The sequence below is a fragment of the Sphingomonas aerophila genome, assembly GCF_014199305.1.
Taxonomy (GTDB): Bacteria; Pseudomonadota; Alphaproteobacteria; order Sphingomonadales; family Sphingomonadaceae; genus Sphingomonas; species Sphingomonas aerophila.
In genome coordinates, this window is the sequence record NZ_JACIJK010000002.1 from 358543 (window position 1) to 385019 (window position 26477).

Below are 26477 nucleotides of genomic sequence, written 5' to 3' on the forward strand. Positions count from 1 at the left end.
CGCGTTCAATGACCAGCCGACGAGCGAATCACGGGATCAGCAAAGTGCCGGTTCCGGGCGCGGCCGAGGTGCCGCTCGCGAGGAGCGCGCATGTGCTGCCAGCCCGGCCAACACCACGCCCAGCAGCATCGCCAGCCAAGTCGCCGGCTCGGGCACGGGTGCAACCATGGCCACGCCCTCAACCTGAAACCCGTTCGGGCCATAGTCGGTGAACTGCATGGACGCGTTCTTGCCGGCGAGCGACTTGGGGTCGAATGGGCCGCCGCCCGTGTTGAACAGCAGGTTCAGCCGATATTGATAATCGGCCCTGCCCGCCTGCACCTCTGTCGTACCCAGCGTGGGACTGCTGAACACTTGCCCGCCGGGGCCGGAGAAGTCCTCGTAGAAGTCCTCGTCGGGCAACGCGAAATTCACGCTGGTCAACGGTACGAAATAATAGCCCTCCCCTTCGTCATACACGACGTCATCGGTGTCGAAGGAGAAGTTGCCGCGGAACGTCTCGCCCGGATGAGTGGTCGCGGGCGGTAGTTCGGGGATGCTTGGTTCGAAGTTCGTCGCCTTCGTCACGGTTCCCGAATATTTGTAGCTCAACAACTCCGCGCTGGCTGGCACCGTGGTGCTTCCCAAAAGAGCCACGGCAAGCATAGAGCCGAACAATCCGCGCATCGTGACCACCGCCGTGTTGCTGATCCAGGAACTCAGACTTGCACGCTCCTTGAGGGCGATCAGCTTAGGATTCGCGGGTTCTGTTTCTACGCTCGGCCTTTACCATGGTCTGACACCGCACGCGCCAGCAATGCCCGATGCTGGCGCCCCGTTTCGGCCCAGTCGTACCGCTCGGCGTAGCGGCGGGTCAGCGCGCGATTTGGCAAATCCGCCAACAACCCGGCCAGCGCCGCCCGGATCGCCTCGACCGAACGCTCGGCAGCGAGGCGTCCTGCCTCGGGTACCCGCACCACGTCCGGCGAACCCCAGATCGGCGTCGCGACCAGCGGCGTTCCGCACGCAATGCTTTCCAGCAGCACGTTGGCAATCCCCTCCCGGTCCGAGCACAAGGTGGTCACATCGGCCGCCCCGTACAGGGCGGGCAACTGGGCCTGATCGACATGGCCGAGGAAGCGGACGCGGTCGGCCACGCCACGTTCGGCCGCAAGGCGCTTCAGAGCCGCCTCGCGCGGGCCGTCGCCTGCGATCATCAGCGTGACGCCGGGCAAGCCTGCCACCGCCCGGATCGCAAAGTCGTGCCCCTTGCGATCGATCAGGTGCCCGACGGACAGCACCACCTGGCCACGCAGGCCCATTTGCCGGCGCAAGCCATCGCGATCGACGGGTGGGCGAAACAGGTCGAGGTCGACGCCATGCTCTACCACGTGGAGCTTCTGCGCCGGTGCGCCGAGCTCAACCAATCTGTCCGCCAGCGCCTTGCACACGGCGGTGGTTGCCGCCGACCGCCGCACCGCATCAAGGATCATCGCCCGGCTCGGCGCCCAATCAGGGATCAGGCTGACGTCGGTACCAAGCGCGCTCATCACGAAAGGCCGGTCGAACCAGCGCGACAACAGCGCCGCCGCAACCCCATCGGGGTAGAGGTAATAGCTGTCGATCACGTCGAAATCGAACCGCTCGCGAAGCCGCGCTATGGGCCGCGCCAGCGCTGCCGCCATCAGCCAGGGCGCAAGCGTCTGGCCGACCTTTGGCAGCACGGGATAACGGGGGTGAGCGACCTCGACCCCACGCCGGCTTGCCTGCCGCGGCGCGCGGGCAAAGTCGGCCCATGCTCCGAAACGCGGCGAGGTGGACGGGAACCAAGGTACCGGCGCGACCACCCGAACTTCGTCCTCGGCGGTGTAGGTATGGGCGATGCGATGCTCGATGAAAATCCCGTGTCGCCGCTGCGCTTCGTTAGGGAACAGGCTGGACAGGACAAGCACCTTCATGATGCCGTCCATAGCGGACGATCCTTAATGCCATGCTCCCCGGCGCCCCTTCGCCCGCCATCCCAATTATGCCAAGGGTGCGAGCATGATCGTTCGCCTTGCACTCGCTGCGATGCTTGTCATGGCACCTGCCATGGCCGCCGACTCGCCAAAGCTTCTTACCTGGCCCGACCTGATCACACGGCCCCGTCCTGCTGCGGATGCTACGATCTCCTATGGCCCGGCGTTGGAGCAGCGGGTCGATGTCTGGACGCCGGCGGGCCCCGGCCCCTTTCCGGTCGTGCTGATGGTGCACGGGGGTTGCTGGCAAAGCGACATCGCCGATCGCAGCCTGATGAACTGGATCGCCGCCGACCTGCGCAGCGCCGGCATCGCCGTCTGGAACATCGACTATCGCGGGGTGGACCGCGCCGGCGGGGGCTACCCCGGCACGTTCCAGGATGCGGCGACGGCGGCCGACTTGCTGCGGTCCAAGGCGAAGCAATACCACCTCAACCTCAACAACCTCGTCGCTGTCGGGCATTCGGCGGGAGGACACCTGGCCTTGTGGCTCGCGGCACGCCACCGGATTGCGGCCACCGGCCCCCTTCATTCAGCGCACCCCATTGCGATCCGCCACGTCATCAGCCTTGGCGGCCTGCCGGATCTGGAGGCGACCAGCCGCAGCCCGGACAATGGCTGCGGAACGGACGTGGTGAGCAAACTTGTCGGCAGCGGCCGCGCCGATCCGTTCGCGGACACGTCGATACCGCGCCTGCTGCCCCTCGGTGCCGATCAGCAACTGGTCAATGGGCACGAGGACGGCATCATTCCGTTCCGTTTTGCCACCGATTACGTGCAGCGCGCCAAGGCGGCGGGCGATAGCGCTACACTCCATGCAATCGCCGCGACCGGCCACGTCGAACTGATCGCCCCGGAAACCCCAGCCTGGGCACAGGCCAAGCGGCTCATCCGGGCGGCTCTCGCGAAATGACCCTGGAAGAAGCGCGGGCCCTCGACGCCACTGACGCCCTTGCCCCGTTGCGCGACCGCTTCGTCCTGCCACCGGGCGTTCTTTATCTGGACGGCAACTCACTTGGAGCACTGCCCCGTGCAGCGGCAGAGGCCGTTGCCACCGCGACCACCCAGCAATGGGGCGAACGGCTAATCCGCAGCTGGAACGAAGGCTGGATGGACGCGCCGCGCCGGGTCGGGGGCAAGATCGCTCGCCTGATCGGTGCGGAGCAGGACGAGGTGATCGTCGGCGACTCCACCTCCGCCAACCTCTTCAAGCTGCTCGTCGCCGCCCTGCGCGCCGATCCGGCACGCCGCGTGATCCTGAGCGAGGCCGGCAACTTCCCGACCGACCTCCACATCGCCGAAGGAGCAATCGGCTGCGTTCCGGGCGCGAGCCTGAAGGTCGTGGCGCGGGGCGACGTGCAAGGCGCATTGGGTCCCGACACCGCCGTGCTGCTGCTTACCCATACTCATTACAAGTCGGCGGAGCGTTGGGACATGGACGCGCTGACGCGTGCGGCCCACGCCGCGGGTGCGTTAGTGCTCTGGGACCTCAGTCACTCCGCCGGTGCGATCCCGGTGAACCTAGGCGGCGCCGGGGCGGATCTTGCCGTGGGGTGTGGGTACAAATTCCTGAACGGCGGCCCGGGAGCGCCGGCGTTCCTCTATGTGGCGCGACGGTGGCAGGACCGGTTGGCAAGTCCCTTGTCCGGCTGGATGGGTCATGCCGAGCCCTTCGCCTTCGTGGATGCATACCGACCCGCCCCGGGCATGACGCGCTGGCTCGCCGGTACGCCCGCGGTACTCGGCATGGCGGCCCTGGAGGCGGGAATCGATGTCTGGGCGGACGTCGACCTGGCCCAGCTCTGGGCAAAGAGCGCCCAGCTGTTCGACATCCTGCACGCGGCGGGCGCCGCCGTCGGGCTGGAGTGCGTGTCGCCAATCGCTCCGAACGCACGTGGCAGTCATATCAGCTTTCGCCATCCACATGCCTATGCGCTTTGTCAGGCTTTGATCGCAAAGGGGCTGATCGGTGACTTCCGCGACCCCGACATTATCCGATTCGGCCTGACCCCGCTTTACCTGTCGCATCAGGACGTCTGGCGGGCGGGCGACCTGCTTCGCGAGGCGGTTGCGACCGAGGCGTGGAGCGATCCCGCTTACCAGGTCCGCGCCGCCGTCACCTGATCGCTTCGGCACGCTGCCGCCGATTGCACCCCCAATCCCCTTTCCCTATAGCGCGGGGCGAACCTGGCCCCGGCTACGCGAGACTGCATTGCGTGGCGCTCGGGGCCACATTGCTTCAGGGGAATCAGCATGGCTCGCCGCCGCCAGATTTACGAGGGCAAGGCCAAGATCCTCTATGAGGGTCCCGAACCTGGCACCCTGATCCAGTACTTCAAGGACGATGCCACTGCCTTTAATGCGCAGAAAAAGGGCACGATCAACGGCAAGGGCGTGCTCAACAACCGCATTTCCGAGCACATCTACACCCTGCTGAACCTGATCGGCGTACCGACTCACTTCATCCGCCGCCTCAACATGCGCGAGCAGTTGATCCGGCAGGTGGAGATCGTGCCGGTCGAGGTGATGGTCCGCAACGTGGCGGCCGGAACTCTGTCCAAGCGCCTCGGTATCGAGGAAGGCACCCAGCTTCCCCGCACGATCATCGAATACGCTTATAAATCGGACGAACTCGGCGATCCCATGATCACCGACGAGCACATCGCCGCGTTCGGCTGGGCGAGCCAGGAAGAAATGCACGACATCGCCGACCTGGCGATTCGCGTGAACGACTTCCTGACCGGGCTATTCGCGGGCGTCGGCATCCGCCTTGTGGACTTCAAGCTCGAATTCGGCCGCATCTGGGACAATGACTACGGCCGGATCATCCTGGCGGACGAGATCAGCCCCGATTGCTGCCGGCTGTGGGACATGACCTCCGGCGAAAAGCTCGACAAGGATCGTTTCCGCCGCGACATGGGCGGTGAGGTCGAAGCCTATCAGGAAGTCGCGCGGCGGCTCGGGCTTCTGCCCGAAGGTGGCGAGACGGCGGTTCTCGACATGGACGCCCATCGCAAGCGGCGGGGCAAGTAGGCCCTATTTGTTGACGCGGTAGCCGCAGATGATCCCGAACAGGAAGGCGGAAAACAGCGCGAGCTGGATCTGCCCTCCTGCATCTTCCCAGCCGAAATACTGACTGCCAAACGCAAACAGCGCGATGAACATGATCATGGCTAGTCCGGCCATGGCGTTCTCCCCTCGGCCACGCCGCGGAAGCACGACACGCCGGGCTTGCTCCATATACGTCGCCGGCCAACGACTCCTTGTCGGCGATGGTTAAGGCGACGCGAAGCTTGCCCCCCCGCTGGCGTGGCGGCATAGCGAGCGCGCCACCAGCCGGGAACCGATCCGTCATGAAAGTTCGAATCTTTGTCACGCTCAAGCCCGGCGTGCTGGACCCGCAAGGGCGCGCAATCCACCATGCGCTCGGCAGCCTGGGCTTTGAAGGCGTTGATGACGTTCGCGCGGGCAAGCTGTTCGAAATCGAGGTAGCCGACACCACAACGGACGAGCAGCTCGACGGCATGTGCCGCCAGCTTCTCGCCAACACGGTGATCGAAAACTACCGGATCGAGCGTCTCTGATGAAGACCGCGGTTATCGTTTTTCCGGGCTCGAATTGCGATCGCGACCTCGCGGTGGCACTTCGGGAGGTGACCGGAACCGAGCCTGCCATGGTGTGGCACGGCGAGACGGACCTGCCCGAGGGCGTCGGGCTGGTCGCCGTGCCGGGCGGTTTTTCCTATGGCGATTACCTGCGCTCCGGCGCAATCGCGGCACGCTCCCCCGTGATGCGCGCGGTTGTCGAGGGGGCGAACAAGGGCCTGCCGGTGCTCGGCGTGTGCAACGGCTTTCAAGTACTGACCGAGGCGGGGCTGCTGCCAGGCGCTCTGATGCGCAACGCCGGCCTCAACTTCGTATGCCGCGACGTGCCGCTGGTCGTCGACAACGCCCAGACGTCATTCACCGCACGCTATGAGGCGGGCGAGACGATCCGCGTGCCCGTCGCCCACCACGACGGCAACTACTTCGCCGACGCCGAGACGCTGGACCGGCTGGAGGGCGAAGGCCGGGTCGCGTTCCGCTATGGCGAGGACGTCAACGGCTCCGCGCGCAACATCGCCGGGCTCATCAACGCCGCGGGCAATGTGCTCGGCATGATGCCTCACCCTGAACGTCGGATTGAAGGGGCGCATGGGGGCACCGACGGTCGCCGACTGTTCGAGGGTCTGGTCGAGGCGGTGGGCGCCTAAACGCGCGCGGCAAAGGGTGACAGGCTGGTGGTGCGGTCGAACACGTCCACCCCTTCGCGCCGTTTCAGGAAGCCGACCGCGGCATAGGTGACGGGGGTTAGGATCACTTCCCAGCTCACCTTCAGGACGAACTGGCTCGCCATCACCGCGCCCAGCGCCGCAATCGGCCAGTCGGGCAGCCCGTAGAAGGCGAGCGGGTAGAAGATCAGGCTGTCCGCGCCTTCCCCGATGATCGTGGACCCGATCGTCCGGGTCCACAGCCAGCGCCCGTTGGTCCACACCTTCATCCGGGCGAGCACCGCGGAGTTGAGGAAGTCGCCCACCCAGAAGGCGACCAGCGATGCACCGATGATCCGCCACCCGGCGCCGAACACCCGTTCATAGGCCGCCTGCCCTGTCCAGCCGGGCGCGACGGGCAGGCGCACCACCGTCGCCTCCATCATCGCGGTGAACAGCAGCGCCACGAACCCCGCCCAGATCACGCGCCGCGCACGGGCAAAGCCATATACCTCCGTCAGCACGTCATCGATGACGTAGGAAATCGGGAAGAACAGGATACCCGCCCCGAATGGCCAAGGCCCGATCCCCGGCAGGTCGATGACCGACCGCTTCTCCGCCCCCACCACATTGGACAGCAGCAGGATCACGACAAAAGCGACCATCACCAGGTCGTAATAGCGGAAATGCTCACCCCGGATCGCGGCGGCATCGACCCGCCGCAGCGGGGCGTCATCGGCTTGGTTCATGGCGCAACTTCATGAAGCCCGTTTCACCCCTTCGCAATCCGCGCTAGGCGGTAACCCGCGCGCGCCCGTAGCTCAGCTGGATAGAGCACGAGCCTTCTAAGCTTGAGGTCGTAGGTTCGAACCCTACCGGGCGCGCCATCGCGCGATCAGCCGCCTGTTGGGACCGCCTTACCACGCCCATACAACCGCCTTACGGCGGCCATTCAGGGGGGCTGTCGCATATTAGTCCCCTAAGCGGCCGCCGAGTCAGCGGCTTCACGAAACGAACATCTGCTCGATCCTGAGATCGAGACCATCCGCTAGCATCGAGGTCGGATCGGCGGCGATCTGCTCGAGCATATCAGAGACGGTTTCCGAAACCAGCGCCTCGACGAGCGAAGAGTTGTCGTCAAAGCCATCCAGCACGTCCGCCCTATCGGCAAGCGACGCCCCATATCGATCACGGAGACGCGACCGGACCTCCATGCAATGCCATGCCATCATTGCACCGAAGGCTTGGATGATCCCGCCCTCCACCTCGTCGATCATCTGGAAGGTGAACAGGCGACGCCCCGATCGTGCGCGTGGACGACCGTCCCGAAAGTCATGAGGGAGGCAGATCACGTTATCGCCCGGACTATCGGTAAGATCCGACCCGTCCATGAAGAGGCCTTCCAGATCACGAGCGTCGGCATCGAGATCAAGACCCATACCATGCACGAGCAATGCGCGATCATGCCCGTCCTCACCCAGACACGCCTCAAGGGCATCCCTGCCGTCGAACAATCGACGCGGACGAAGCAACCAATCCATCGGCTCGCCGGACAGGCTGTCGCGCTCGAACCTCACGCCTGTCTCCACGCTGACCTCGGCAAGTCGGATCAAGTCGGCTCGGGTGGTAGGGATCACACGCTTCCCCGGGTTCGCGGTCCCGTCGACCGGTATAGAAGCAACACCGTTGATCATGGCGCGCCCGCACAGCTTTACGATGAAAGACCCGCGATCCTCATCAGCCATAACCTTGCCCCTCCCTTTCGCCCTTCGTGTCGGAACGTAAGCGCGAATCGCTCCCGTTCCCCACCACATTGACACCATGTCAGGGTTGGAATGGCAAGAAGGCAGTCGCCGCGACGTCTGGCAACGCCAAAACCCTTGATCTAACCGCCGTCAGGTCTGCGGCATCGGAGGGTGCGCCGGCCTGCTGCCAATCTCGATTTGTGCAAGGAGATCAAGCAGCGCAGATTTAAGTCGCTCGATCTGACCAGCTTTGTCGTCGAGCACTTTGGTACAGGCTAGCGCGACCACGCTTATGTCTCGCCCACTTAATCCGGGCTCGCTCCAAAGCCGGAGCAACTCGGCAATTTCCTCGAGCGGCAGACCTATGGCCCTAGCATCCGCGATAAAGCGGAGGCGCTGAACGTCGGCCTCGCCATATTCTCGATAACCGCTCGCCCGACGCAGAGGCTCCGGGATTATCTCCAGCTTTTCATAGTGCCGGATCATACGCTGGGATACGCCACTCTCCCGAGCAGCCTCGCCGATGTTCATCGGTGACCACTACACTCTGCAATGAAAAGCAGGAAGGCGGGGAGTGCAGAAGCCCCAAATTCCCGCCTGACATGCACGATTACGATTGATTGATGGGTCAGCCTCTGGGCCCGCGCTCCCGCTCGCGGTTAGACGTTTCCGCGATGTGGGCGGTCAACAAGCCTGATGGTGCTGTCAGTCTAATGCGAACTCGTCTCCACAGGATGCAGTTCGCCTGACGAGCACGGTCGTCTAGCTTGCGAGGCTCTGCCACTCCGCCAGCGCGGCGGAGCGTCGTTCCTTGTAGGTCTGGCGGTCAACGAGGTGGCGTTCGAGGCTAAAGTGGTTGTGGACGTTGGCGTGGACGGAAGCGAACTTCTGGAGCGTCTTCATCTGCCGGAACCTGAGCATTGCCCGCTCTCGTCGTCGGAACGGCAGGTGTGAGTTCTCCACCCGGTTGTTGGCCCAGCGACCCACCTCCTGCTTCTCGGCATTGCCGAGCTCATTCATCGCTGCACCATAGCTTCGCAGGCCATCGGTAGTGATCGCATCAGGCCTACCATGGCGCTTGAGCGCCTTCTTCATGAAGGTAAGAGCGGCAGCCTTGTCTCGGCTTCTAGTGACATAGCTTTCCAGCACCTCACCCTCATGGTCGACCGCTCGCCACAGGTAGACCATCTCGCCGTTCAGCTTCACGTACATCTCGTCCAGGTGCCATCGCCAGTGCCGGAAGCCTCGCATTCGGTTCACCCGCTGCCGGCGTATGTCGCCTGCGAACAGTGGGCCGAACCTGTTCCACCATAGCCGCACGGTTTCGTGGCAGATGTCGATCCCGCGCTCGAACAGCAGGTCTTCCACGTTCCGCAAGGAGAGCGGGAAGCGCACGTACATCATCACCACCAGCCGGATCACCTCAGGCGACGAGTTGAAGTAGCGGAACGGGCTGTCAGGCTTACGCGGGCGGGGCATGCGCCCGCCCTACCCTGTCCCGCTTACCAGCCGGTGCGATTCATTTGACGGAGCCGCCATGGCGCTTGAGCGCCTTCTTCATGAAGGTGAAAGCCGCAGCCTTGTCGCGGGTTCTAGTGACGTAGCTCTCCAGCACCTCGCCCTCGTGGTCGACCGCTCGCCACAGGTGCACCATCTCGCCATTCAGCTTTACGTACATCTCGTCCAGGTGCCACCGCCAGTGCCGGAGGCCGCGCATCCGGCTCACCCGTTGGCGGCGTATGTCGCCCGCGAACATCGGGCCAAACCTGTTCCACCACTGCCGCATCGTCTCGTGGCAGATATCGATGCCGCGCTCGAGCAGGAGGTCCTCGACGTTCCGCAAGCTGAGCGGAAACGCACGTACATCAGCACGACCAGCCGGATCACCTCGGGTGACGAGTTTAGTAGCGGAACGGGCTATCAGGCTTGCGCTGGCGAGGCATGCAGTCCCCCTATCCTACCCTACCCTGTCCTGCTTACCAGCCGGTGCATTTGGTTTGACGGTGCCCGGTGGTCTCGTGCGCGCGATCTGTGCCGGATCGTCCCCGGGGGCGAGCGGCCGGAGCCGCGCCGTGAAGCTGTAACGGCGGAAGGGCAGCTGATACTTGGCCATCGGCTGCGCGCCCCAGCTATTGTCACCGCCTACGCCCATTTGAGCATAGTCCACCGTGAGATTGGTGAAGTTCTCCGGTTTTACGTCCAGCCCATGTCGGTTGGGAGCGATGCGGTCGTAATCGAGGTGCATCGGATCAAGCGCAAGGGCCGCACCTGAAAACGGCTGCGCTCCGCTGATCAGCAGCCCGTTGCCGTTACTGTCAGTCACGGCCATCCAGCGCAGATCGGTCTTGTTCCCAGTCTCCTGCGGGCGGATGTAAGGGTAGTATTGATCAACAACCGCACCTTTGTAGCGGCCCAGCATCGCACCGGTCTTGCGATCCGCATAGTTTTCCCACGGCCCGCGCCCGTACCAAGCGATCTCATTGAACGCCTTAGGCATGCGCATCGTCCAGCCGAAACGTGGCAATACGGGCAGATCCTTGCGGCCATCCTCAATGGTCTCGGTCACAACGATGTCGCCCGTAGGCTCGAAACGATACCGCGTGCGTATCCAGGCGACATTGTCACCCACTGTCTGGAGCGCCTGGACGTCGACGCCTTTGCCCTGCCGTTTCGCGGAGAAGCTGGTGAGCGCGCGGTTCAGGCTTGCCTCTTTCCAAACAGCCAGTTTTGCCGGAACATCCCACCCGATGTCGTTATCCGTCACGGGGCGCCAAAAATTGGGCTTAGGCGCGGTCTCCACTAGCTCGCCTCCGCGCCCGCGCAATGAGACGAGCTCGCCGGTGCCACTGTTGAATCGGGCAGCATAGCCCGGTCCTTGTATCTGCCACTCTGCACCGGTCTGGCTCAGGGTAATTTGGCCGGCTTCTTTGGCAGGCGCCGCAGCATGCACAATCGGCAGCACGATCTCGTCAGTTGCGACGGTGGTGCCGGCTTCCGTCATTGGAAGGCTGCCCTCGCGTGTGACCAGCGCCAAGCGGGCAACATATTCTGCGCCTGGTTTAGGCTGCCCGGCTTCCCTCTTCAGAGTGAACGCAGCACTACCCCGAGCTGGGATGGAGAGGCTCTGCCGACCACAGCTGCCCTGTTCAACCCCGTCCTCGAGCATCGTACATACGATGTCGAAGCGGTCGAGATTGATGAAGTCGAACCGGTTGGCAACGCGCACCGTCCCCGCAGCAGCATTGACCGCCGCGAAGCTCGCGGGCTGGTAGACATGGCGCACCTCATAGGCATGCGGGTTTGGCTGCCCATCGGTGCCGATCATGCCGTTGGCGACGAAATTGCCGCGCAGGCTTTCGGGCGACTGTGTTTGCGAAATCATCAGCGGGCCCGGATCGCCACCATAGGCCCAGAAGAGCGATCCGTCGGGATGATGGTAGTTCAGCCCCTGATCAAGCCAGTCCCAGATGAAGCCACCCTGCGTGTTCGGGTGCTTGCGGATCTCTTCCCAAAGATCGGCGATGTCGCCGCCGGAATTGCCCATCATGTGGGAGTACTCGGTCATGATGATGGGCGACAGTGGAAACTCCTTCGCCCATTTCGCGATAGCCGCCTGATTGGGATAGAAGGGTACCACCATGTCGGTGAAAGGCGGCTTCATGCCTGCCGCCTGATATTGCACGGGCCTGGTCGGGTCGCGCTTCTTGGCCCAGTCATACATCTTCTGAAAGGCAGGCCCTCCACCCGCTTCATTGCCAAGTGACCAGGCAATGATCGACGGGTGGTTTTTGTCGCGTTCTACGAGCTGCTCCATGCGCGCCAGATGGGCGGCTTCCCATTCGGGCTTGTGGCCGAGCTGCCACTTTTCTTCGGGTCCTATCCCGAAGCCCGCCTCGTAATAGCCGTGACTTTCTATGTTACTCTCATCAACCACATACATGCCATATCGGTCGGCAAGGTCGTAGAAGGCGGCACGCTGGGGATAATGCGATGTCCTGATCGCATTGATGTTCATGGCCCTCATCTGGCGAATACGAGCTTCCAGCGTCTCCTCGGACACGACCTTGATCGTGTCTGGATCGTGCTCGTGCATATTGACGCCGCGAATAGTGATCGGCTGTCCGTTGACCATCAATTGACCGTCACGAATAGCAATGTCGCGGAAGCCGACGTGGCCGGGAACCGCGGAAAGCACTGTGCCCGCATTGTCGCGCACCACAAGCATCAGGCCATAAAGGTTCGGGGTTTCCGCCGTCCACCGCCGTACATTGGGTAGGCGGGTGTTGAACCGCAGGCTGCCGCTCTTACCTTGCGCAAAGTTGACGGGCTGGCGTTCGCTCCACACCGTCTGCCCGCTCTTGTCGGAAAGGATCGCCTCCACGCTATAGGCGCCCTGCCCTCCGACGCCGGGCGCGACGTCGACTGAAAGGTCGAGGGTGCCGTCCCGGTAGCCTTCCGAAAGGCCTGCCTTGGCGAAGTAATCTCGCACCCATGCCTTGGGAACGGCAAACATTTCTACGGGCCGCTCGAAGCCGGATACGCGCCACATATCCTGATCCTCAAGATAGCTGCCGTCCGAGTAGCGGTAGACTTCCACCGCGACGTCGTTGGCGCCGGGCTTGAGGTACTTGGTCACCTTAAACTCGGCAGGGTTCTTAGTGTTTTCCGAATAACCGACCTTGTGGCCGTTAACCCACACATAAATGGCCGAGCCGACGCCGTTGAAGCGAAGAAAGACGTCGTCCCCCCGCCAGTTCGCTGGCAGGTCGAAGGTCCGTCGATAGCTCCCCACCGGCGCGTAATCGTCGGGTACCAGCGGCTGGTTCATCGGAAAGGCATAACCGATGTTGACGTAGTAAGGTCGGTCGTAGCCCTGTGCCTCGATGGTGCCGGGCACCTTGATGTTACTCCAGCTTGATACGTCGAAGCTACGCTTCCAGAAATTGGCCGGCCGCTCGGAGGAATTGCGTGACCAGTGAAACTTCCACGTTCCATCGAGCGAGAGATGCCGTGCGGAGTCGGCCGGGTTACCGCGCTCGGCCCGTGCTAGATCTTCGTAATTGAACAACGTGGCGTGCGGTGCCTCGCGATTGACCTCGAAGGTCTTCGGGTCTTCCCACTCGCGATAAGGGCGCTTCGGATCGGGGCTGGCCTGAGCGATGGGAGGCCCGTCTTTCCAGCTGGGCGGTATCGGATTGGTCCTCTGTTGAGCCACCGCCGGCACCACCGCGATCACCAACAGATAGCTCATGCCAAAAGGAGCCCAAGTACGCATCCAATTCCCCCCGCTCACTGGCGTCCGCTTGTCGACGAACCCTTTGGCATTTCAAACGGCTTGTACGAGCTGATCCGCACTAGGTCATCTGCGGCCCAGTATCCATCAACCTAATCCGCGGCACTGGTTTCGATCTCGCTGCCAACGTACCCGACCCCGCGGCGGGTCCGTTCAACTGCCTCTCGATCATGGCGGTCCTGTCGCACTCCGTTCTTAGCGTGTCAGCCCGGACTCACCTTCGTTCAGGGGTGCTACCGCTCGCGTCCTCGTAGGCCACTCGGTCCAACTTAACGGCGACGATGCAGACCGACTGCACGATAAATCAAACGTCTCCCTCGCTCCGGTCCCCGCGCTCAGCGTTCGGGCCGACCACGCTCGGGCGGAGGCAGCCAGACGCCCTCGCCTGCCCCAGGCCGTTAGGCTGCGGGCAGCTGGAGGATCGCGAGCGTTCCGCCGCTGGTAGCCTCGGCCAACCTGAAGCTTCCGCGGTTTCGGGCGGCGAAGTCGCGAACGATGCTGAGGCCAAGTCCCGCACCTCCCGTGTCGCGATTACGTGAGGCGTCACCCCGTTCAAAGGGGCGCAGCAGGCGCTCACGGTCGACAAGCGGAATGCCCGGACCATCATCCGAAACCGATATGCAGACGCTTGCGGCAGTTCGCTCGACGGAGACAACCCCGCCACCCGCATAGTCGATCGCATTCTGAAGAAGGTTTTCGATTGCCCGTCGGAAGGCGAGCGGCGGTGCTGACACAAGCGCATCTTCGCCGTGGACGAGGCAAGACGACGAACCGCGTCCCTGCATCTCCTGAACGATGTCGGCGAGCACTGGCTTAATGTTCAGTAGTTCCGGTTGAGCTGCCGCGTCCCGCGCGAACGTTAGTACCTCGCCGATCATGGCCTGCATGCGTTCGATGTCGGCGATCATACGCGTGCGCTGAGGTTCGGGCGCGGCCTCGACGCGTAATCTCAAGCCGGTCATGGGCGTACGCAGGTCGTGCGCTATGGCAGTCAGCATGCGTGCACGCTCCGCCGCCTCGGTCGCCAGTCGCTTGCGCATGGCGCCGATCGCCGCGGCGGCTTCGCGCAGTTCGCGGGGTCCTTCTTCGGGCACTGCGTCAGCGCTGTCACCGAGTGAGCTGGCGAGTGCGCGGAACGGACGCGTCAGGCGGCGCGCGAAGATCCACGCCAAGGGAATGAGCAGCAGCAACGTGATCGCGAGCGACATGACGATGTTGCGCTGCCACCCGGTCAGGAAAGGCCGGACAGGTTGGACGTTCAGCCACTTCCCATCCTTTCGCAGGACGCTCAACGCGAAGCCGGGCCGCAGCAGCCCGAGCGCGGACTTCCGGTAGGCGTCGGGCTCCTTTCTCGGATCGATCATGTCGAACAGACCCTTTCCGTGTTGTCGGAAGATGACGGTCTCTCCGGCGATGGAGTCCTCCGGAAACGGCGCGCTGAAGCCTTTCTCACGAGCGCGGATGCCGACCTGTTCTTCCTTTTCGAGCAAAGTTACTGTGACAGATCGCGGTGCCCGATGCAGTTCTACCGCGATCAGCCCCTCCAATTGGGGCACGCGTGTGCCGGGCAACGGCTCGCCGGCCACCTCTCGCTCGAACTCGGGCGAGGGATGGTGCAAAGCCGCAAGCGCTTCTGCCGCACTCATCCGAAGCGGCGGCGGCGGTGGCGCAAGTACGACTATCGTCCCGGTCGTCGCGACGCTCAGGATGGCCACGGCGACTCCGAAGCCGCCGATCGACATCAGCGCGCTTAGCGGGCGCCTCACCCCGCACGCACCGCTGGCGCGAGACGGTACCCGACGCCGCGTACCGTTTCAATGATCGGGGCGGGGTCGGCATCGGCCAGCTTACGACGCAGGCGGCTTATTGCGATGTCCATGGCTCGGTCGTAGGACGCTACATCCAACCCGCGCGCGAGGTCGAGCAGAGCGTCTCGGGTCAGGATCCGTCCCGAGCTCCGAACGAATGCGGCTAGGAGGGCATGCTCGCCCTCGCTCAGAGCGACAGGACGCCCGGCGGGATCGCGCAATCGCCGTTCCTCGGCGTTCAGCCACCAACCTCCGAACGTCGCGCCTCCCCTGGCTTGCTCCGGATCGGGCTTGTCCGCCACGGGCCGCCGAAGCAGTGCTCGAACCCGGGCCAGAAGTTCACGGGGCTCGAACGGCTTCGTGAGATAGTCCCACGCACCGACCTCGAGCCCCACAATCCGGTCTGTCACCTCGTCGAGCGCACTGAGCATCAGGATAGGAACGCCGGTCGGCGCCAGGCGACGACACAACGACAATCCGTCCTCGCCCGGCATCATCACATCCAAGACGATCAGATCGGCAGGCGCTTGCCGCATCTCCCGATCGCACGCGGCTGCATCACCGGCAGCCCGAACGGCGAAGCCATGGCCACCGAGAAATTCCGCAATCGCGTCCCGGATGCTCGCGTCGTCGTCGACGACGAGGATCCTGCTAGTGGCGATGACCGCTGACTCCATGGCGACGACGTAGCGGCGCCATGTAGCATTTGCGTGTCATCGCTCGCTACAGAAGCGTCATCACAAAGCTACCCAAAGCCGCTGATACCGCCCCGAGAGCAGGACGGGAGATTGGACTTGAGGGCCCAAGCAACATTGTTCGCGGGGCTGCTGGCCGGAACAAGTTCCAGCGGCGCCGCCGCGCAGCTGGCCTCCAAGCCTGGCGTAGCGACGCCGATCGTGTTGACGTCGATCGGATCGGGCCCGACCGGGTCGCCCGCGGCCACTCCCCCTTCGGACGAGCGCGCCGCGCAGTCCGGCACTGCCGCCCCCGCGAGTAAGCCGGCGCCTCTAGCCGGGCAGGCGCTGGGTGAACCCCCGAAGATTGGTCCGACTTCGACGCCGGCTCCACCAGCGCCTACCCCGGACGATGGTGGCGATGAAGACGTCATCGTCGCTGGACGGCGCCCTCGCGGGTCCGTCCTGGGTGACATTCGGCCCGAAAGGACGTTCCGCGCGGCCGAAATAAGGGCCATCGGCACCGACGACGTCGAGGCGCTGTTGGCGGCAATCGGACCACAGACGGAAAGCAATCGTGGACGGGGCGACGAGGGCGCGGTTACCCTCCTGAATGGCCGGCGCGTATCGAGCCCTTCCGAAATCGCGCGCATTCCGACTGAAGCGATCGAGCGTATGGAGATTTTTCCGGAAGAGGTGGCGCTAAAGTACGGCTACCGGGCGGATCAGAAGGTCGTGAACGTGGTGACCGTTCAGCAATATCGGTCGAGCATAGGCCAGGCGGGTTTCAGCACGTCCACCCAGGGTGGGCGGGAGGTAGGTAACGCGGACGCCGACTTCCTGCTGATCCGCAACGACACCCGCTACGGCTTCGGGGCAACTTACAATCGCTCCGCGCGACTGCTCGAGAGCGACCGACGCATTCAGCAAGCCTCCGGCATGGCCGGACTTGGACCCTTCAGAACACTGCTGCCTTCCACCAAGCAATTGGTCCTTAATGGCGTCGCTGGCGGGCATGTGCTGGGCGAAGTATCCGCGACGGTGAACGGACGCGCCGAGACGAACCGGAACCGGAGCCTGCTTGGCCTTGGCGAAAGCGGCGCGCTCCGGCGCCGCAGCGATCAGGACTCTGAGCATCTGGGCACGACTCTCAGCGGACGGAGCGGCGGCTGGCAGTGGACCGCTCTTGGCAACTATGATCGCGCCGCAACCAGGACGGTGACCGACCTCGACGCCCCATCCCGCCGACGCGACGACGCTCGCTCGACGGACTCGGTCGCAAGTGCCGACCTGGTCATGTCCGGCCCGCTCGTGGATCTGCCGGCCGGCCCGCTGTCGGCCAGTTTCCAAGGAGGGGTCCGGTTCCACGACTTCGAGACCCGAGTGGTGAACGGCTCGACGTCGCCACGATCGGAACGCAACCGTGATCAGGGCGGGCTTCAGGTCAACCTCGATCTGCCGCTTCTCGACTCCGTCGACCGCGGGCCCTCGAAGCTTGGCCGAATCTCGGCCAACGCGAACATCGCGATTGATCGCTTGTCAGACGCCGGCACCATGTGGAGGTTCGGGGCTGGTCTGAGCTGGTCGCCAATCCGGGCCATCGGCTTTATCGCCTCGGGAACCAGCGAGCAGGGGGCACCGGCACTCGACCAGCTTGGGGGGCCGACACTGGTCACCCCCAACGTCCGCACCTACGATATCGCCCGGCGCGAAGTGGTGGACGTCACGCAGGTTTTCGGCGGTAACCCGACCCTACGTAACGACGAACGTCACGTCGTCAGGTTGGGTCTGAACGCTCGTCCGTTGTCGCGAATCAACCTGACGCTCAGCGTCGACTACGTCGCGGCGCAGACCGACAATCCCGTTACCGCCCTGCCGATCGTCTCGCCCCAGGTGGAAAGAGCCTTTCCGGATCGGTTCACCCGCGACAAGGATGGGAGGCTGCTTCGGGTAGACGCGCGTCCCATCAACTTCGCGGCTTCCCGTCAGAAGCAGTTTCGATGGGGACTCAATCTCACAAAGCCGCTGGGCCCGGTGCCGCCCGGCATGGCGGACGGAATGATCCAGATACCAGCCGATCAGATCGGGCAGATGACGCCAGGGCCAAACGGCACCTTCACCTTTCACCCCCAGCCTGGAAGCGCGTTCGCCCGCAACATCATGACCGCTTCAAGTAGACTGTTCGTAAGCCTATACCACAACTGGTATCTCGAGGACTCCCTCCTTCTTCGCAAAGGACTACCAACCCTCGATCTGCTCAATGGGGGCGCGACAGGTACCGATGGCGGTCGGCGTCGTCATGAGATCGAGTTGGAAGCCGGCGCGTTCCAGCGCGGTCTGGGAATTCGCCTCTCAGCGACTTGGCGCAGCGGGACCGAGGTTGGCGGCTTGGAGGGCGCGGCCGATCAACTGCGGTTCGGAAGCCTCGCCTCCATGGACCTTCATCTCTTCGCCAACCTCGCCGAGCGTTTTGGCGGCTCCAAAAGTCCGGGATGGCTGAAGAGTACGCGTTTGACCTTCGACGTGACCAACCTCTTCGACGCGCGCCAAAGGGTCCGCGATGACTCCGGCACGACGCCGCTAAATTATCAGCACAACTATCTAAATCCGCTCGGCCGCACGATCAGCGCTCGATTGCGGCATGTTTTCTGAAGAGGAACAGGTGGTGAAGCCTCGGTTGCTGCGCCAGAGATGACCCGCGAAGGCTCCCCTTCACGGAGCTTTGCGTGCGCTTACGAAGGAGCTGGCGCGGGCCACATCCAGTGCCATGTTAATGGGTCTGTACGCCCCGGCCGAGTTGGGGCATCGGCTCCCGCGGCGCAGGGCGCCGCCCTTTGCCAGGGATCAGCTATTGGTGAGAAGCAGCCTTTCGGTTTAGCACTTGCCCATGAAGCTTCGCCTCGCTGCCGCGCTCGCGCTCTCTGCGCCGACCCTGATTGCCTCGGGCTATGACAAGGTCGACCCGTTCATAGGAACCGGCGGCGAAGGGCATACCTTTCCCGGCGCCGTCGCCCCCTTCGGCATGGTGCAGCTGAGCCCGGACACCGACACGGGCTGCCAGATCCGCGACTGCTACAGCCATGCCGCGGGCTATCGCTATGACGACCCGACCATTCAGGGGTTCAGCCACACTCATTTCTCGGGCGCGGGGCATTCGGACCTTGGCGACTTCCTGGTCATGCCGGTGTCGGGCGATGCGGTGCCGCTGGAGCCGGGCGACCCCAAGGTGCCAGAATCGGGCTACCGGTCGCGCTTCAACCACGCCGACGAGGTCGCGCAACCTGGTTACTACGCGGTGACGCTGGCGGATGCGGGCGTGCGCGCGGAGATGACGGCGGGGACCCGTGTCGGCGTCCATCGTTATGCGTTCCCGGCAGGCAAGGCGGCGCATCTGGTGCTCGACCTGCGTTCCTCGCTTTACAACTACCCGGGCAAGATCCTGTGGTCGTCGCTGCGGCTGCACGCCGACGGCACCCTCACCGGCACGCGCCAGACCCGCGGCTGGGCACCCGACCGGCAGCTCTTCTTTGCGATCCGCTTTTCGGCGCCGCTGACCGGCCATGCGTTCGTCAGCACGGAGAAGGACGTCACCTACAAGGGCTTTCAGGGACCGGGCCGGGGCAGCGACGCACTCGCTGAGCGGGCCGGGCGGGCACTGGTGGCGCGGCTCGACTTCGGACAGCTTTCGCAGCCACTAGAGGTGAAGGTCGCGCTCAGTTCGGTCGATGAAGCGGGCGCGCTAGCCAATCTCGACAGCGAGGCGGGCGGCTTTGACCAGATCCGTGCCGCAACCCGACAGGCCTGGACGCAGGCGTTGGGCGCGGTCGACCTGCAGGCGCCCGCGCCCATGGCAAAGAGCCTGTATACCGCGCTCTACCACAGCCTGCTCGCACCCTCGGTCGCGGGGGATGCGGACGGGCGCTTTCGCGGGCCGGACAATCAGGTCCACAGGGCGGACGGCTATACCTTCCGTTCCACCTTCTCGCTGTGGGACACCTTTCGCGCCGAGCATCCGCTGCTGGCCCTGGTCCAACCACAGCAGACCACGAGCGAGATCGTCCGATCGCTGATCGACAGCCGCCGCTACAGCCCCGACGGCATCCTGCCCGTCTGGCAGTTTCAGGGACGCGAGACCTGGACCATGATCGGCTACCACGCCGTGCCGGTGATCGCAGACGCGTACCTGAAGGGCATCCGCGGCTTCGATGCCGACGCGGCGCTCGACGCCATGGTCGCGAGCGCGACCTATGCCCCGTACGGCGGCCTCGGCGAGTATCAGCGGCTCGGCTACGTCCCGATCGACCGCGAGCCGGAGGCAGCGTCCAAGACCGTAGAATATGCATATGACGACTGGACTATCGCCCGCATGGCACGCGCGATGGGCCGCATTGACGTCGCCAAGCAGTTCGAGGCTCGCGCAGGCAATTGGCGCAACAGCTTCGACCCGAAGACCGGCTTTGTCCGCGCCCGGTTGGCATCGGGCGCGTTCCGCACGCCTTTTAACCCTACCGCGATCAACTATGGCTCCGACTACACGGAGGGCAACGCTTGGCAGTATAGCTGGTTCGTGCCGCAGGATCAGGAGGCGTTGTTCCGTACGATGGGCGGCGACAAGGCGGCCGTCGCCAAGCTCGACGCGATGTTCGACTACGACAATTCCAAGCTCGACTACAGCCATGCCGAGGATATCGCCGGGCTGATCGGCCAGTACATTCACGGCAACGAACCGAGCCACCACGTCGCCTACCTCTACGACCATGCCGGCGCGCCGTGGCGGACACAGGCGCGGCTGACGCAGATCGTCGCTTCGCAGTACAAGCCGACGCCCGATGGCCTGTCGGGCAATGACGATTTGGGCCAAATGTCGGCTTGGCTGTTCTTCACCGGGCTCGGCTTTTATCCGGTGACGCCGGGCAGCCTGCAATACGCGATCGGTCGTCCGTTCGTGGAACGCGCGGTGCTGAACCTGCCCGATGGCAAGCGCTTCACCGTCGTCGCGGACGGGATGGCACCGGGCAACGACTATGTCGGTCAGGTAGCGCTTAAGGGGCGGCCGCTGACACGCAGCTACATCACCCATGACGAGATCATGGCGGGCGGCGAGTTGCGCTTCGTCATGCAAAAGCTGCCGAACAAGCGCTGGGGTACGGCCCGATCAGCGCGGCCCTACTCAATGAGCAGCGCGCGCGAATGATCTCCGACGCGGCGGGAGTTTTCGGCGGATGCCGCGCTGCTCGACGCTGCTCCGGCCTACCAAGAGCATCCCTGACCTCAGCAACTCGATTGCTACCGCTGCACCGTTGCATCTGCAAGCGAGGCAATCTGTTGGGTCAGTCAGCGTTTCGAGAGGTGTCCCCTTGGCGATCGGCGCACGGCCCAGTCCGGCTGACCGGCCGGGCTCGTCTCCTCGATGGGTCAGGCCTTCTCGTTCTCTTCAACCGTGCCCGCTCGCCACCTCACCGCTGAACAGACTGCATCATTGCAGCAAACCCCTTCTTCACCTCAGCTTTCGCGTGGGACGCATTCACCTGTGCTACGAGCGCACCGATCCTGGCGTCGAACTGGCGCACCAGCGCCGCCATCCGTTCCGGGTGATAGTCGATTAAGCGGCCGAGCTGCGCAGCGAGCGCGAGATCGTCGGGCAGAGGTGTTGGCGGTTCCCAGCGCTCTTTCAGCCAGGCGACTGCCGCAGCTGTGCGCTTCATGCGGTACAATAACGCGTTGAAGCCTGGCGGCGTTTCTCCGAATGCCACCGATACGTTCAACGGTTCACTCGCCGACTGCGCCGGGACCTTTATCCTCGCGGTCAGTTCCGTCCCGTCGTAGCTCCAGCTGCCCTCCTGCCCGTCGTCGGACCGCGAGTAGGCTCGGCCATTGACGACGACGCGCTCTGGGATTGCGGCACTCGGGAGTTCGACTGTGACCTGGGTCGTATCAAGCATACCGGGATAGCGTCCTTCACGCGGATGAACGACCAGCGTGGCCCGGCGCAGGTCGCGCTCGCTCTCGACCCGAGTGAGGCTGTACTCGCCGTTGCGATAGCCCTCGCTGTTGCCTGCGTCGGCATAAACCCGCGAAACGCTCTTCCCGCCCGGGCTGACTCGCAGCACAACGCTGCCGTTGTCCATGTCCTGAAGCTTCTGCACCGACGGCGGGTTGAGCGGCACAACCGCACCAGCGCGTGTGAACACGGGCACCTCGTCGAGCGTATAGTCGCGGGAGATGCGACGGCCACCTTCAACAAGTTCGCCGCGATTCTCATCATACCAACGCCCGGGCGGCAGCCAAATCGAGGCGCTCGCCACCCCGACCTTCATCGGCTCGGTCACCGGCGCGACCAGCATGTCGTCGCCAAACATGTACTCGCCGCGCGTGCTATAGGCCTCGGGCTGTTCGGGCCATTGGTAGTAGAGCGGTCGCATGATCGAGACGCCGCCATCATAGGCTTGCCGCGCCGCCGTGTAGATGTACGGCGCCATGGCATAACGCTGCTCGATGCTATGGCGAAGTGCGGCGAACACCTCAGGCGCGAAACGCCAGGGTTCCTTGCGCAGGCCAGCCTCCTTTGATGAGTGCGTGCGCAAGATCGGGCTGTAGGCTCCGAACTGCATCCAGCGGACGTAGAGCTCGGGATCAATGTGCCGGTCGCTCTCGGGCGTGCTCTCGGCAAAGAAATGACCGCCGATGTCGTGGCTCCAATATCCATAGAGCACATTCGACGCTGTGGCGGTGAAATAGGGCTGATAGGCTAGCGACGGCCAAGAGATCACTGAGTCACCCGAGAAGCCGATCTGATAACGGTGATTTCCAAGCCCGCCCCAGCGATGGTAAATAAGTCCTCGATCCGCGCTCGTGCGCTGCATCTGCGTGAAGAACACGTAGTTCAGCCACCAAGTGTTCGACAGCCCTGGTACCAGCTTGGACTCGGGCCATTGCTGCCAGTCGAGCCACCAGAAGTCGATGCCCTGTGCGCGTAGCGGATCGAGCGTGAGTTTGAAGTACTGTTCAACGAAGCCCTTGTCTGCCGCCTCGAAGGGGACTGGATTGCCGTCGGCGACCTTCATGGCTTTGGAGATGGCGGGGTAGCTCTCCTCATTAGCCGGGATGCCCGACGCGGGGTGAAGATTGACGGTGGTCTTCAACTTGTGCGCATGTAGGAAATTCAAGAACCGATCCGGTTCAGGAAAAAGGCTGCGGTTCCAGGTGTAACCAGTCCAGCCCACCGACTCCCCGAACACGTCGCGCTTCACGTACTTCGAGTCCCAGCTCAGCCCGTCCGTCCGATGCCAGTCCATGTCGATAACCATGACGTCGAGCGGGATTCGGTAGCGCTCGAAGTCTGCGACCAGGCCCCGCATTTCGTCGTCGGAATAGTTCCAGTAACGCGACCACCAATAGCCGAACGCAAAGCGCGGCGGCATCGGCTCTCGCCCTGCGACCTTGGCGTAGTCGCCCAACGCCTGCTCATAGCGATGGCCGTATCCAAAAAAGTACAGGTCCTGGCAGTCGCGACAGGCGCGCAGCTTGGCCCAAGGCCATGGACTGTCGTCCAGCAGAAATGATCGGGAGTCGTCGACGACGTGCCAACCATCGCGGGACAGCAATCCCTGCCCCAGGTCCAAACGCTTGCCGCTGTCGATTTGAACGTCGCCAGAGTACCGGTCAACCGTACGGGCCGTACCTCGGAGATTGCCTGTTTCGACGTCGCCCGGGCGCCACATGAACGCCGGCGCGCCTGCGCGCGAGCCCACCTGCAGATTCGCCTTTGTGAACCGGCCGCTGTTCAACCGGTAGCTAAGCCGAAGCTTTTCGGTCTCGATGACGAGCAGCGCGCCACGCGTGGATACGCTGTAGCGAGGTACCGGCTGTTCGCGATTGATGAAAACCTGCGAAGGCTGGTCAACGAAACGGCTGTCCGGCGACCATTCCATTCGGATCATCTCGGGCGTGAGCACTGTGAAGCGCACCTGCCCACGTTGTATGATCGCGCCCGCGGCCGCTTTTCCATGCATCGCCGGCACAACGGACGGCGGCGCAGCGAGGGCCGGCGATGCGGCAGCTGAAAGCAGAATGGCCGTCCCGGCCAGGTAGGACCTGATACGCTTCATTCGCTCCTCGCCTATCCAGGCTCCCCGGTCCGCTGACTAGTCGTCGGGCAGGCACTGTGAACCATGGTTCATTGTCCGCACCCTATCGGTGAAGGTCGCAGTTGAATAGAATTGACAAAATGATTTGTTTATTGCCTGCTGAAGGTGATCGGCTGCTCTGCGAAAATGCCGACATCAGGAGCGGATGTATGAACTACCAGGCGAACTCCGATTTCGAGCAGACAGGCTGGCGGCACACGCGAATGGCGTTACTCGCGACTGCAACGCTGTTGGCTGCGAGCGGGTCCGCCGTGGCCTTTGGGCAGTCCGCGAAATCAAGTGGCGAACCGGTCGAGACAGCCAATCCACTCGTCGGCACGGCACCTCTCGACCGCCCGGAACTGATCGGCAACGCGCCCCCGCCGGGCGAGCCGCTCTACTCGGGCCAGACCTCTCCCGGCGCGCGGCTGCCTCACAGCTCGGTTGAGGCCGCGCCGGTCAACAACAACATCGCGCTGACCTATCCGACCGGCGTCGAAACGCCGTACCATTACCCCAACCCCACCATGATCGGCTTCACTGGCGGCGGCGGGCCCACCTATGGCGGTCGGGCGCAGCCGATGATCATGCCCGTGGTCGGCAACTGGACGGTGCCGCCGGGCGGCAGCCAATCGTCGTATGACAAGGCCAAGGAACAGGCGGCGCCGGGCTACTACTCGGTTTTTCTCGATACGTTCCGCACCCGCGCCGAGCTTACCGCGACGCAGTGGACCAGCATGATGCGGTTCACCTTCCCCGCCAGCGAACAGTCACATCTGGTGCTCAACCTGCCAGGCCGGGGCGGCTCGGTCGAGGTGGTCGGCGATCGCACGGTGCGCGGCGTCGCGACCCGGCGCGGCGACCGCGACGCGCCGGACGGCAGCTATTTCGTCGCGCAATTCTCCAAGCCGTTCCGCAGCCACGGCACCTTCCGCAAATCGCCGGGCGACGCCCGCGGCTATGGCATCGGCACCAGCGACAGCTTTCCTGGCGCGAACACCGTGGAGGGCAGTTTCGCGGGCGCTTATTTGGACTTCACTACCCGCGACGGCGAGGCGGTGATGGTGAAGATGGCGCACGGCACCAGCTATGCCGATGCCGAGCGCCGCATCCGGGAAGAAAATCCGGGCTGGGACTTCGACCAGGTCCGGGGTCGGGCGCGATCCGCCTGGGCTAACCTGCTTGATCGGGTCCAGGTCAGCGGCGGCACGGCAAAGCAGCGGATGCTGTTCTATTCGACGCTGTTCCAGTCGTTTGCCAGCCCGCGGCTGATCGCCAAGAAGGGCGAGCCGTTCGCGGACACCAATGGCAAGGTCCAGACCGCCACGCACGACCGTTATGGCCCGGTGCCGTTCTGGGATACCGGTCGCAACCAGATCGTGCTGCTCGAGCTGATGGAGCCCGAGGTCGTGCAGGACATCATGCAATCCGAGCTCGAGATGGCGCGTGAGCGTGGGTACATGAACACCTCGTTCCACGGTGACAACGCGGTGTTCCTGTACCTGGGCGCGATGCGGCGCGGCATCCCGTTCGACTATGCCGCAGCCTATGAATACCTGCGCAAGAACGCGACCGACCCGAAGGGGCCCCGCGGCTATCTCGCCGAGTACATAAAGAACGGCTGGATCTCGGACATCGTGCCCGCCGGCAATCCCAGCCCGCCCTATGCCGACGGCAAGGCAGGCGCCGCGACCACGCTGGAATACGCCTGGGACGACCATGCCCTGGCCGAGTTCGCGGACCGGCTGGGCAAGAAGGACGACGCCCAGCTCTTCCGCCGCCGCGCGGCCAATTGGCGCAACGTTTTCGACCGCTCGACCGGCTTCATCCGCGGACGCACTACCGATGGCAAATGGATCGCTCCGTTCGATCCGCAGGAGCCCTATTACAACTTTATGATGAAGGAAGCGTCTGGCTGGTCGACGCTGTGGCTGGTGCCTCACGATGTTGACGGACTGTCGGGCGCGTTGGGCGGGCGCGCCGCCTTCAACGCGAAGCTCGACCAGTTCTTCTCGACGCCCTATCGCCCGACCGGCATCTGCCGCGACTGCACGGGCATGATCGGGCAGTATGTGCAGGGCAACCAGCCCGATCAGCAGGCCGCTTATTATTACGCCTGGAGTGGGCAGCCCTGGAAGACGCAGGCGCTGTCGCGGCGCATCCTCGACACGCTCTATGGCAGCGACGCATCGGGCTATGGCTATCCGGGCATGGACGACCAGGGCGCGACGTCGTCCTGGTATGTGCTGAGCGCGATGGGGTTCTACCCCGTCGACCCATCGAGCGACGTCTACGTGCTCGGAAGCCCGTTGTTCGACCGCGTCCGGCTTCAGATGGGCAATGGCAAGGCGCTGGAGATCGTCGCGCGCAATAACTCGCCCATTAACGCCTACATCCAATCAGCGACCCTGAACGGCCGGCCCTGGACCAAGCCGTGGTTCAGCCATGCCGATGTGAAGGACGGCGCGACGTTGGTGCTGACCATGGGACCGAGGCCGAACCCGAACTGGGGCAGCGCGCCCGGTGCAGCGCCGCCTTCCATGACCTCGGCCCGCTGAACGGCTTTCCGATACCGCTGGTCCGTT

At 63.9% G+C, this 26477-nt stretch carries 19 protein-coding genes, 1 tRNA gene and 1 pseudogene; 9 read left to right on the top strand and 12 right to left on the bottom strand.

The features are described from left to right. Positions 1-36 precede the first annotated feature (36 nt). Together FHS94_RS04485 and FHS94_RS04490 are read right to left on the bottom strand one after the other, a co-directional pair. On the bottom strand, positions 37-612 hold the full coding sequence (locus FHS94_RS04485) for a PEP-CTERM sorting domain-containing protein (RefSeq protein WP_184055085.1): 576 nt from the start codon (positions 610-612) through the stop codon (positions 37-39). 140 nt (positions 613-752) lie between these two features. Beyond that, positions 753-1949, bottom strand: coding sequence for a glycosyltransferase (locus tag FHS94_RS04490; RefSeq protein WP_221234533.1), 1197 nt, complete (start codon positions 1947-1949; stop codon positions 753-755). Positions 1950-2022: 73 nt separating this feature from the next. Between FHS94_RS04490 and FHS94_RS04495 the strand changes: the two genes are divergently transcribed. The 3 genes from FHS94_RS04495 (at position 2023) to purC (ending at position 5030) form a co-directional block, all read left to right on the top strand. Further along, positions 2023-2910, top strand: a complete 888-nt coding sequence (locus tag FHS94_RS04495) for an alpha/beta hydrolase (RefSeq protein ID WP_184055087.1) — start codon at positions 2023-2025, stop codon at positions 2908-2910. After that, positions 2907-4121: a kynureninase gene (kynU, locus tag FHS94_RS04500; protein WP_184055089.1), complete on the top strand. Its 1215-nt coding sequence runs from the start codon at positions 2907-2909 to the stop codon at positions 4119-4121. The genes FHS94_RS04495 and kynU overlap by 4 nt, the downstream gene beginning before the upstream one ends. A gap of 129 nt (positions 4122-4250) precedes the next feature. Further along, positions 4251-5030 (top strand): phosphoribosylaminoimidazolesuccinocarboxamide synthase, encoded by a 780-nt coding sequence (gene purC, locus FHS94_RS04505; protein WP_184055091.1) that lies wholly within the window; start codon positions 4251-4253, stop codon positions 5028-5030. A gap of 3 nt (positions 5031-5033) precedes the next feature. On the opposite strand, the gene FHS94_RS04510 is transcribed toward purC, so the two are convergent. Then, positions 5034-5183: a hypothetical protein gene (locus tag FHS94_RS04510; RefSeq protein WP_184055093.1), complete on the bottom strand. Its 150-nt coding sequence runs from the start codon at positions 5181-5183 to the stop codon at positions 5034-5036. A 167-nt stretch (positions 5184-5350) separates the two neighbouring features. Between FHS94_RS04510 and purS the strand changes: the two genes are divergently transcribed. Then, positions 5351-5581 carry a phosphoribosylformylglycinamidine synthase subunit PurS gene (gene purS, locus FHS94_RS04515; RefSeq protein ID WP_184055095.1) on the top strand — a complete coding sequence of 77 codons (231 nt, stop codon included), beginning with the start codon at positions 5351-5353 and terminating at the stop codon, positions 5579-5581. After that, positions 5581-6249, top strand: coding sequence for a phosphoribosylformylglycinamidine synthase subunit PurQ (gene purQ / locus FHS94_RS04520; RefSeq protein WP_184055097.1), 669 nt, complete (start codon positions 5581-5583; stop codon positions 6247-6249). Before purS ends, purQ begins: the two co-directional genes overlap by 1 nt. On the opposite strand, the gene FHS94_RS04525 is transcribed toward purQ, so the two are convergent. Continuing rightward, a complete protein-coding gene (locus tag FHS94_RS04525; RefSeq protein ID WP_184055099.1) occupies positions 6246-6995 on the bottom strand; it encodes a queuosine precursor transporter in 750 nt (249 codons plus the stop codon). The genes purQ and FHS94_RS04525 overlap by 4 nt on opposite strands. A gap of 61 nt (positions 6996-7056) precedes the next feature. Between FHS94_RS04525 and FHS94_RS04530 the strand changes: the two genes are divergently transcribed. After that, positions 7057-7133 (top strand) — tRNA-Arg (locus FHS94_RS04530). A gap of 117 nt (positions 7134-7250) precedes the next feature. Here FHS94_RS04530 and FHS94_RS04535 read toward each other — a convergent pair. The 7 genes and pseudogenes from FHS94_RS04535 to FHS94_RS04565 form a co-directional block, all read right to left on the bottom strand. Further along, entirely contained in the window at positions 7251-7991 is a 741-nt protein-coding gene (locus FHS94_RS04535) for a hypothetical protein (RefSeq protein ID WP_184055101.1), read from the bottom strand. 150 nt (positions 7992-8141) lie between these two features. Further along, a complete protein-coding gene (locus FHS94_RS04540; protein ID WP_184055103.1) occupies positions 8142-8522 on the bottom strand; it encodes a MerR family transcriptional regulator in 381 nt (126 codons plus the stop codon). A gap of 231 nt (positions 8523-8753) precedes the next feature. Continuing rightward, complete coding sequence (locus FHS94_RS04545; RefSeq protein WP_184055105.1) at positions 8754-9470, bottom strand: IS6 family transposase; 717 nt, start codon at positions 9468-9470, stop codon at positions 8754-8756. A 55-nt stretch (positions 9471-9525) separates the two neighbouring features. Then, positions 9526-9934 (bottom strand): annotated as a pseudogene (locus tag FHS94_RS04550) (IS6 family transposase); the annotation flags it as partial. A 14-nt stretch (positions 9935-9948) separates the two neighbouring features. Further along, positions 9949-13266: a glycoside hydrolase family 2 TIM barrel-domain containing protein gene (locus tag FHS94_RS04555; RefSeq protein WP_221234534.1), complete on the bottom strand. Its 3318-nt coding sequence runs from the start codon at positions 13264-13266 to the stop codon at positions 9949-9951. Between the two features lie 416 nt (positions 13267-13682). Beyond that, complete coding sequence (locus FHS94_RS04560; RefSeq protein WP_343055160.1) at positions 13683-14999, bottom strand: sensor histidine kinase; 1317 nt, start codon at positions 14997-14999, stop codon at positions 13683-13685. Between the two features lie 47 nt (positions 15000-15046). Next, a complete protein-coding gene (locus FHS94_RS04565; RefSeq protein ID WP_184055111.1) occupies positions 15047-15769 on the bottom strand; it encodes a response regulator in 723 nt (240 codons plus the stop codon). Between the two features lie 117 nt (positions 15770-15886). On the opposite strand from FHS94_RS04565, the gene FHS94_RS04570 reads away from it, so the two are divergent. Together FHS94_RS04570 and FHS94_RS04575 are read left to right on the top strand one after the other, a co-directional pair. After that, on the top strand, positions 15887-18418 hold the full coding sequence (locus FHS94_RS04570) for a TonB-dependent receptor (RefSeq protein WP_184055113.1): 2532 nt from the start codon (positions 15887-15889) through the stop codon (positions 18416-18418). Positions 18419-18653: 235 nt separating this feature from the next. Then, positions 18654-20960, top strand: a complete 2307-nt coding sequence (locus FHS94_RS04575) for a GH92 family glycosyl hydrolase (protein WP_184055115.1) — start codon at positions 18654-18656, stop codon at positions 20958-20960. A 262-nt stretch (positions 20961-21222) separates the two neighbouring features. Here FHS94_RS04575 and FHS94_RS04580 read toward each other — a convergent pair whose 3' ends face one another. After that, positions 21223-23874: a glycoside hydrolase family 31 protein gene (locus FHS94_RS04580; protein WP_184055117.1), complete on the bottom strand. Its 2652-nt coding sequence runs from the start codon at positions 23872-23874 to the stop codon at positions 21223-21225. 188 nt (positions 23875-24062) lie between these two features. Between FHS94_RS04580 and FHS94_RS04585 the strand changes: the two genes are divergently transcribed. Beyond that, positions 24063-26450, top strand: a complete 2388-nt coding sequence (locus tag FHS94_RS04585; protein WP_184055119.1) for a GH92 family glycosyl hydrolase — start codon at positions 24063-24065, stop codon at positions 26448-26450. Positions 26451-26477 lie beyond the last annotated feature (27 nt).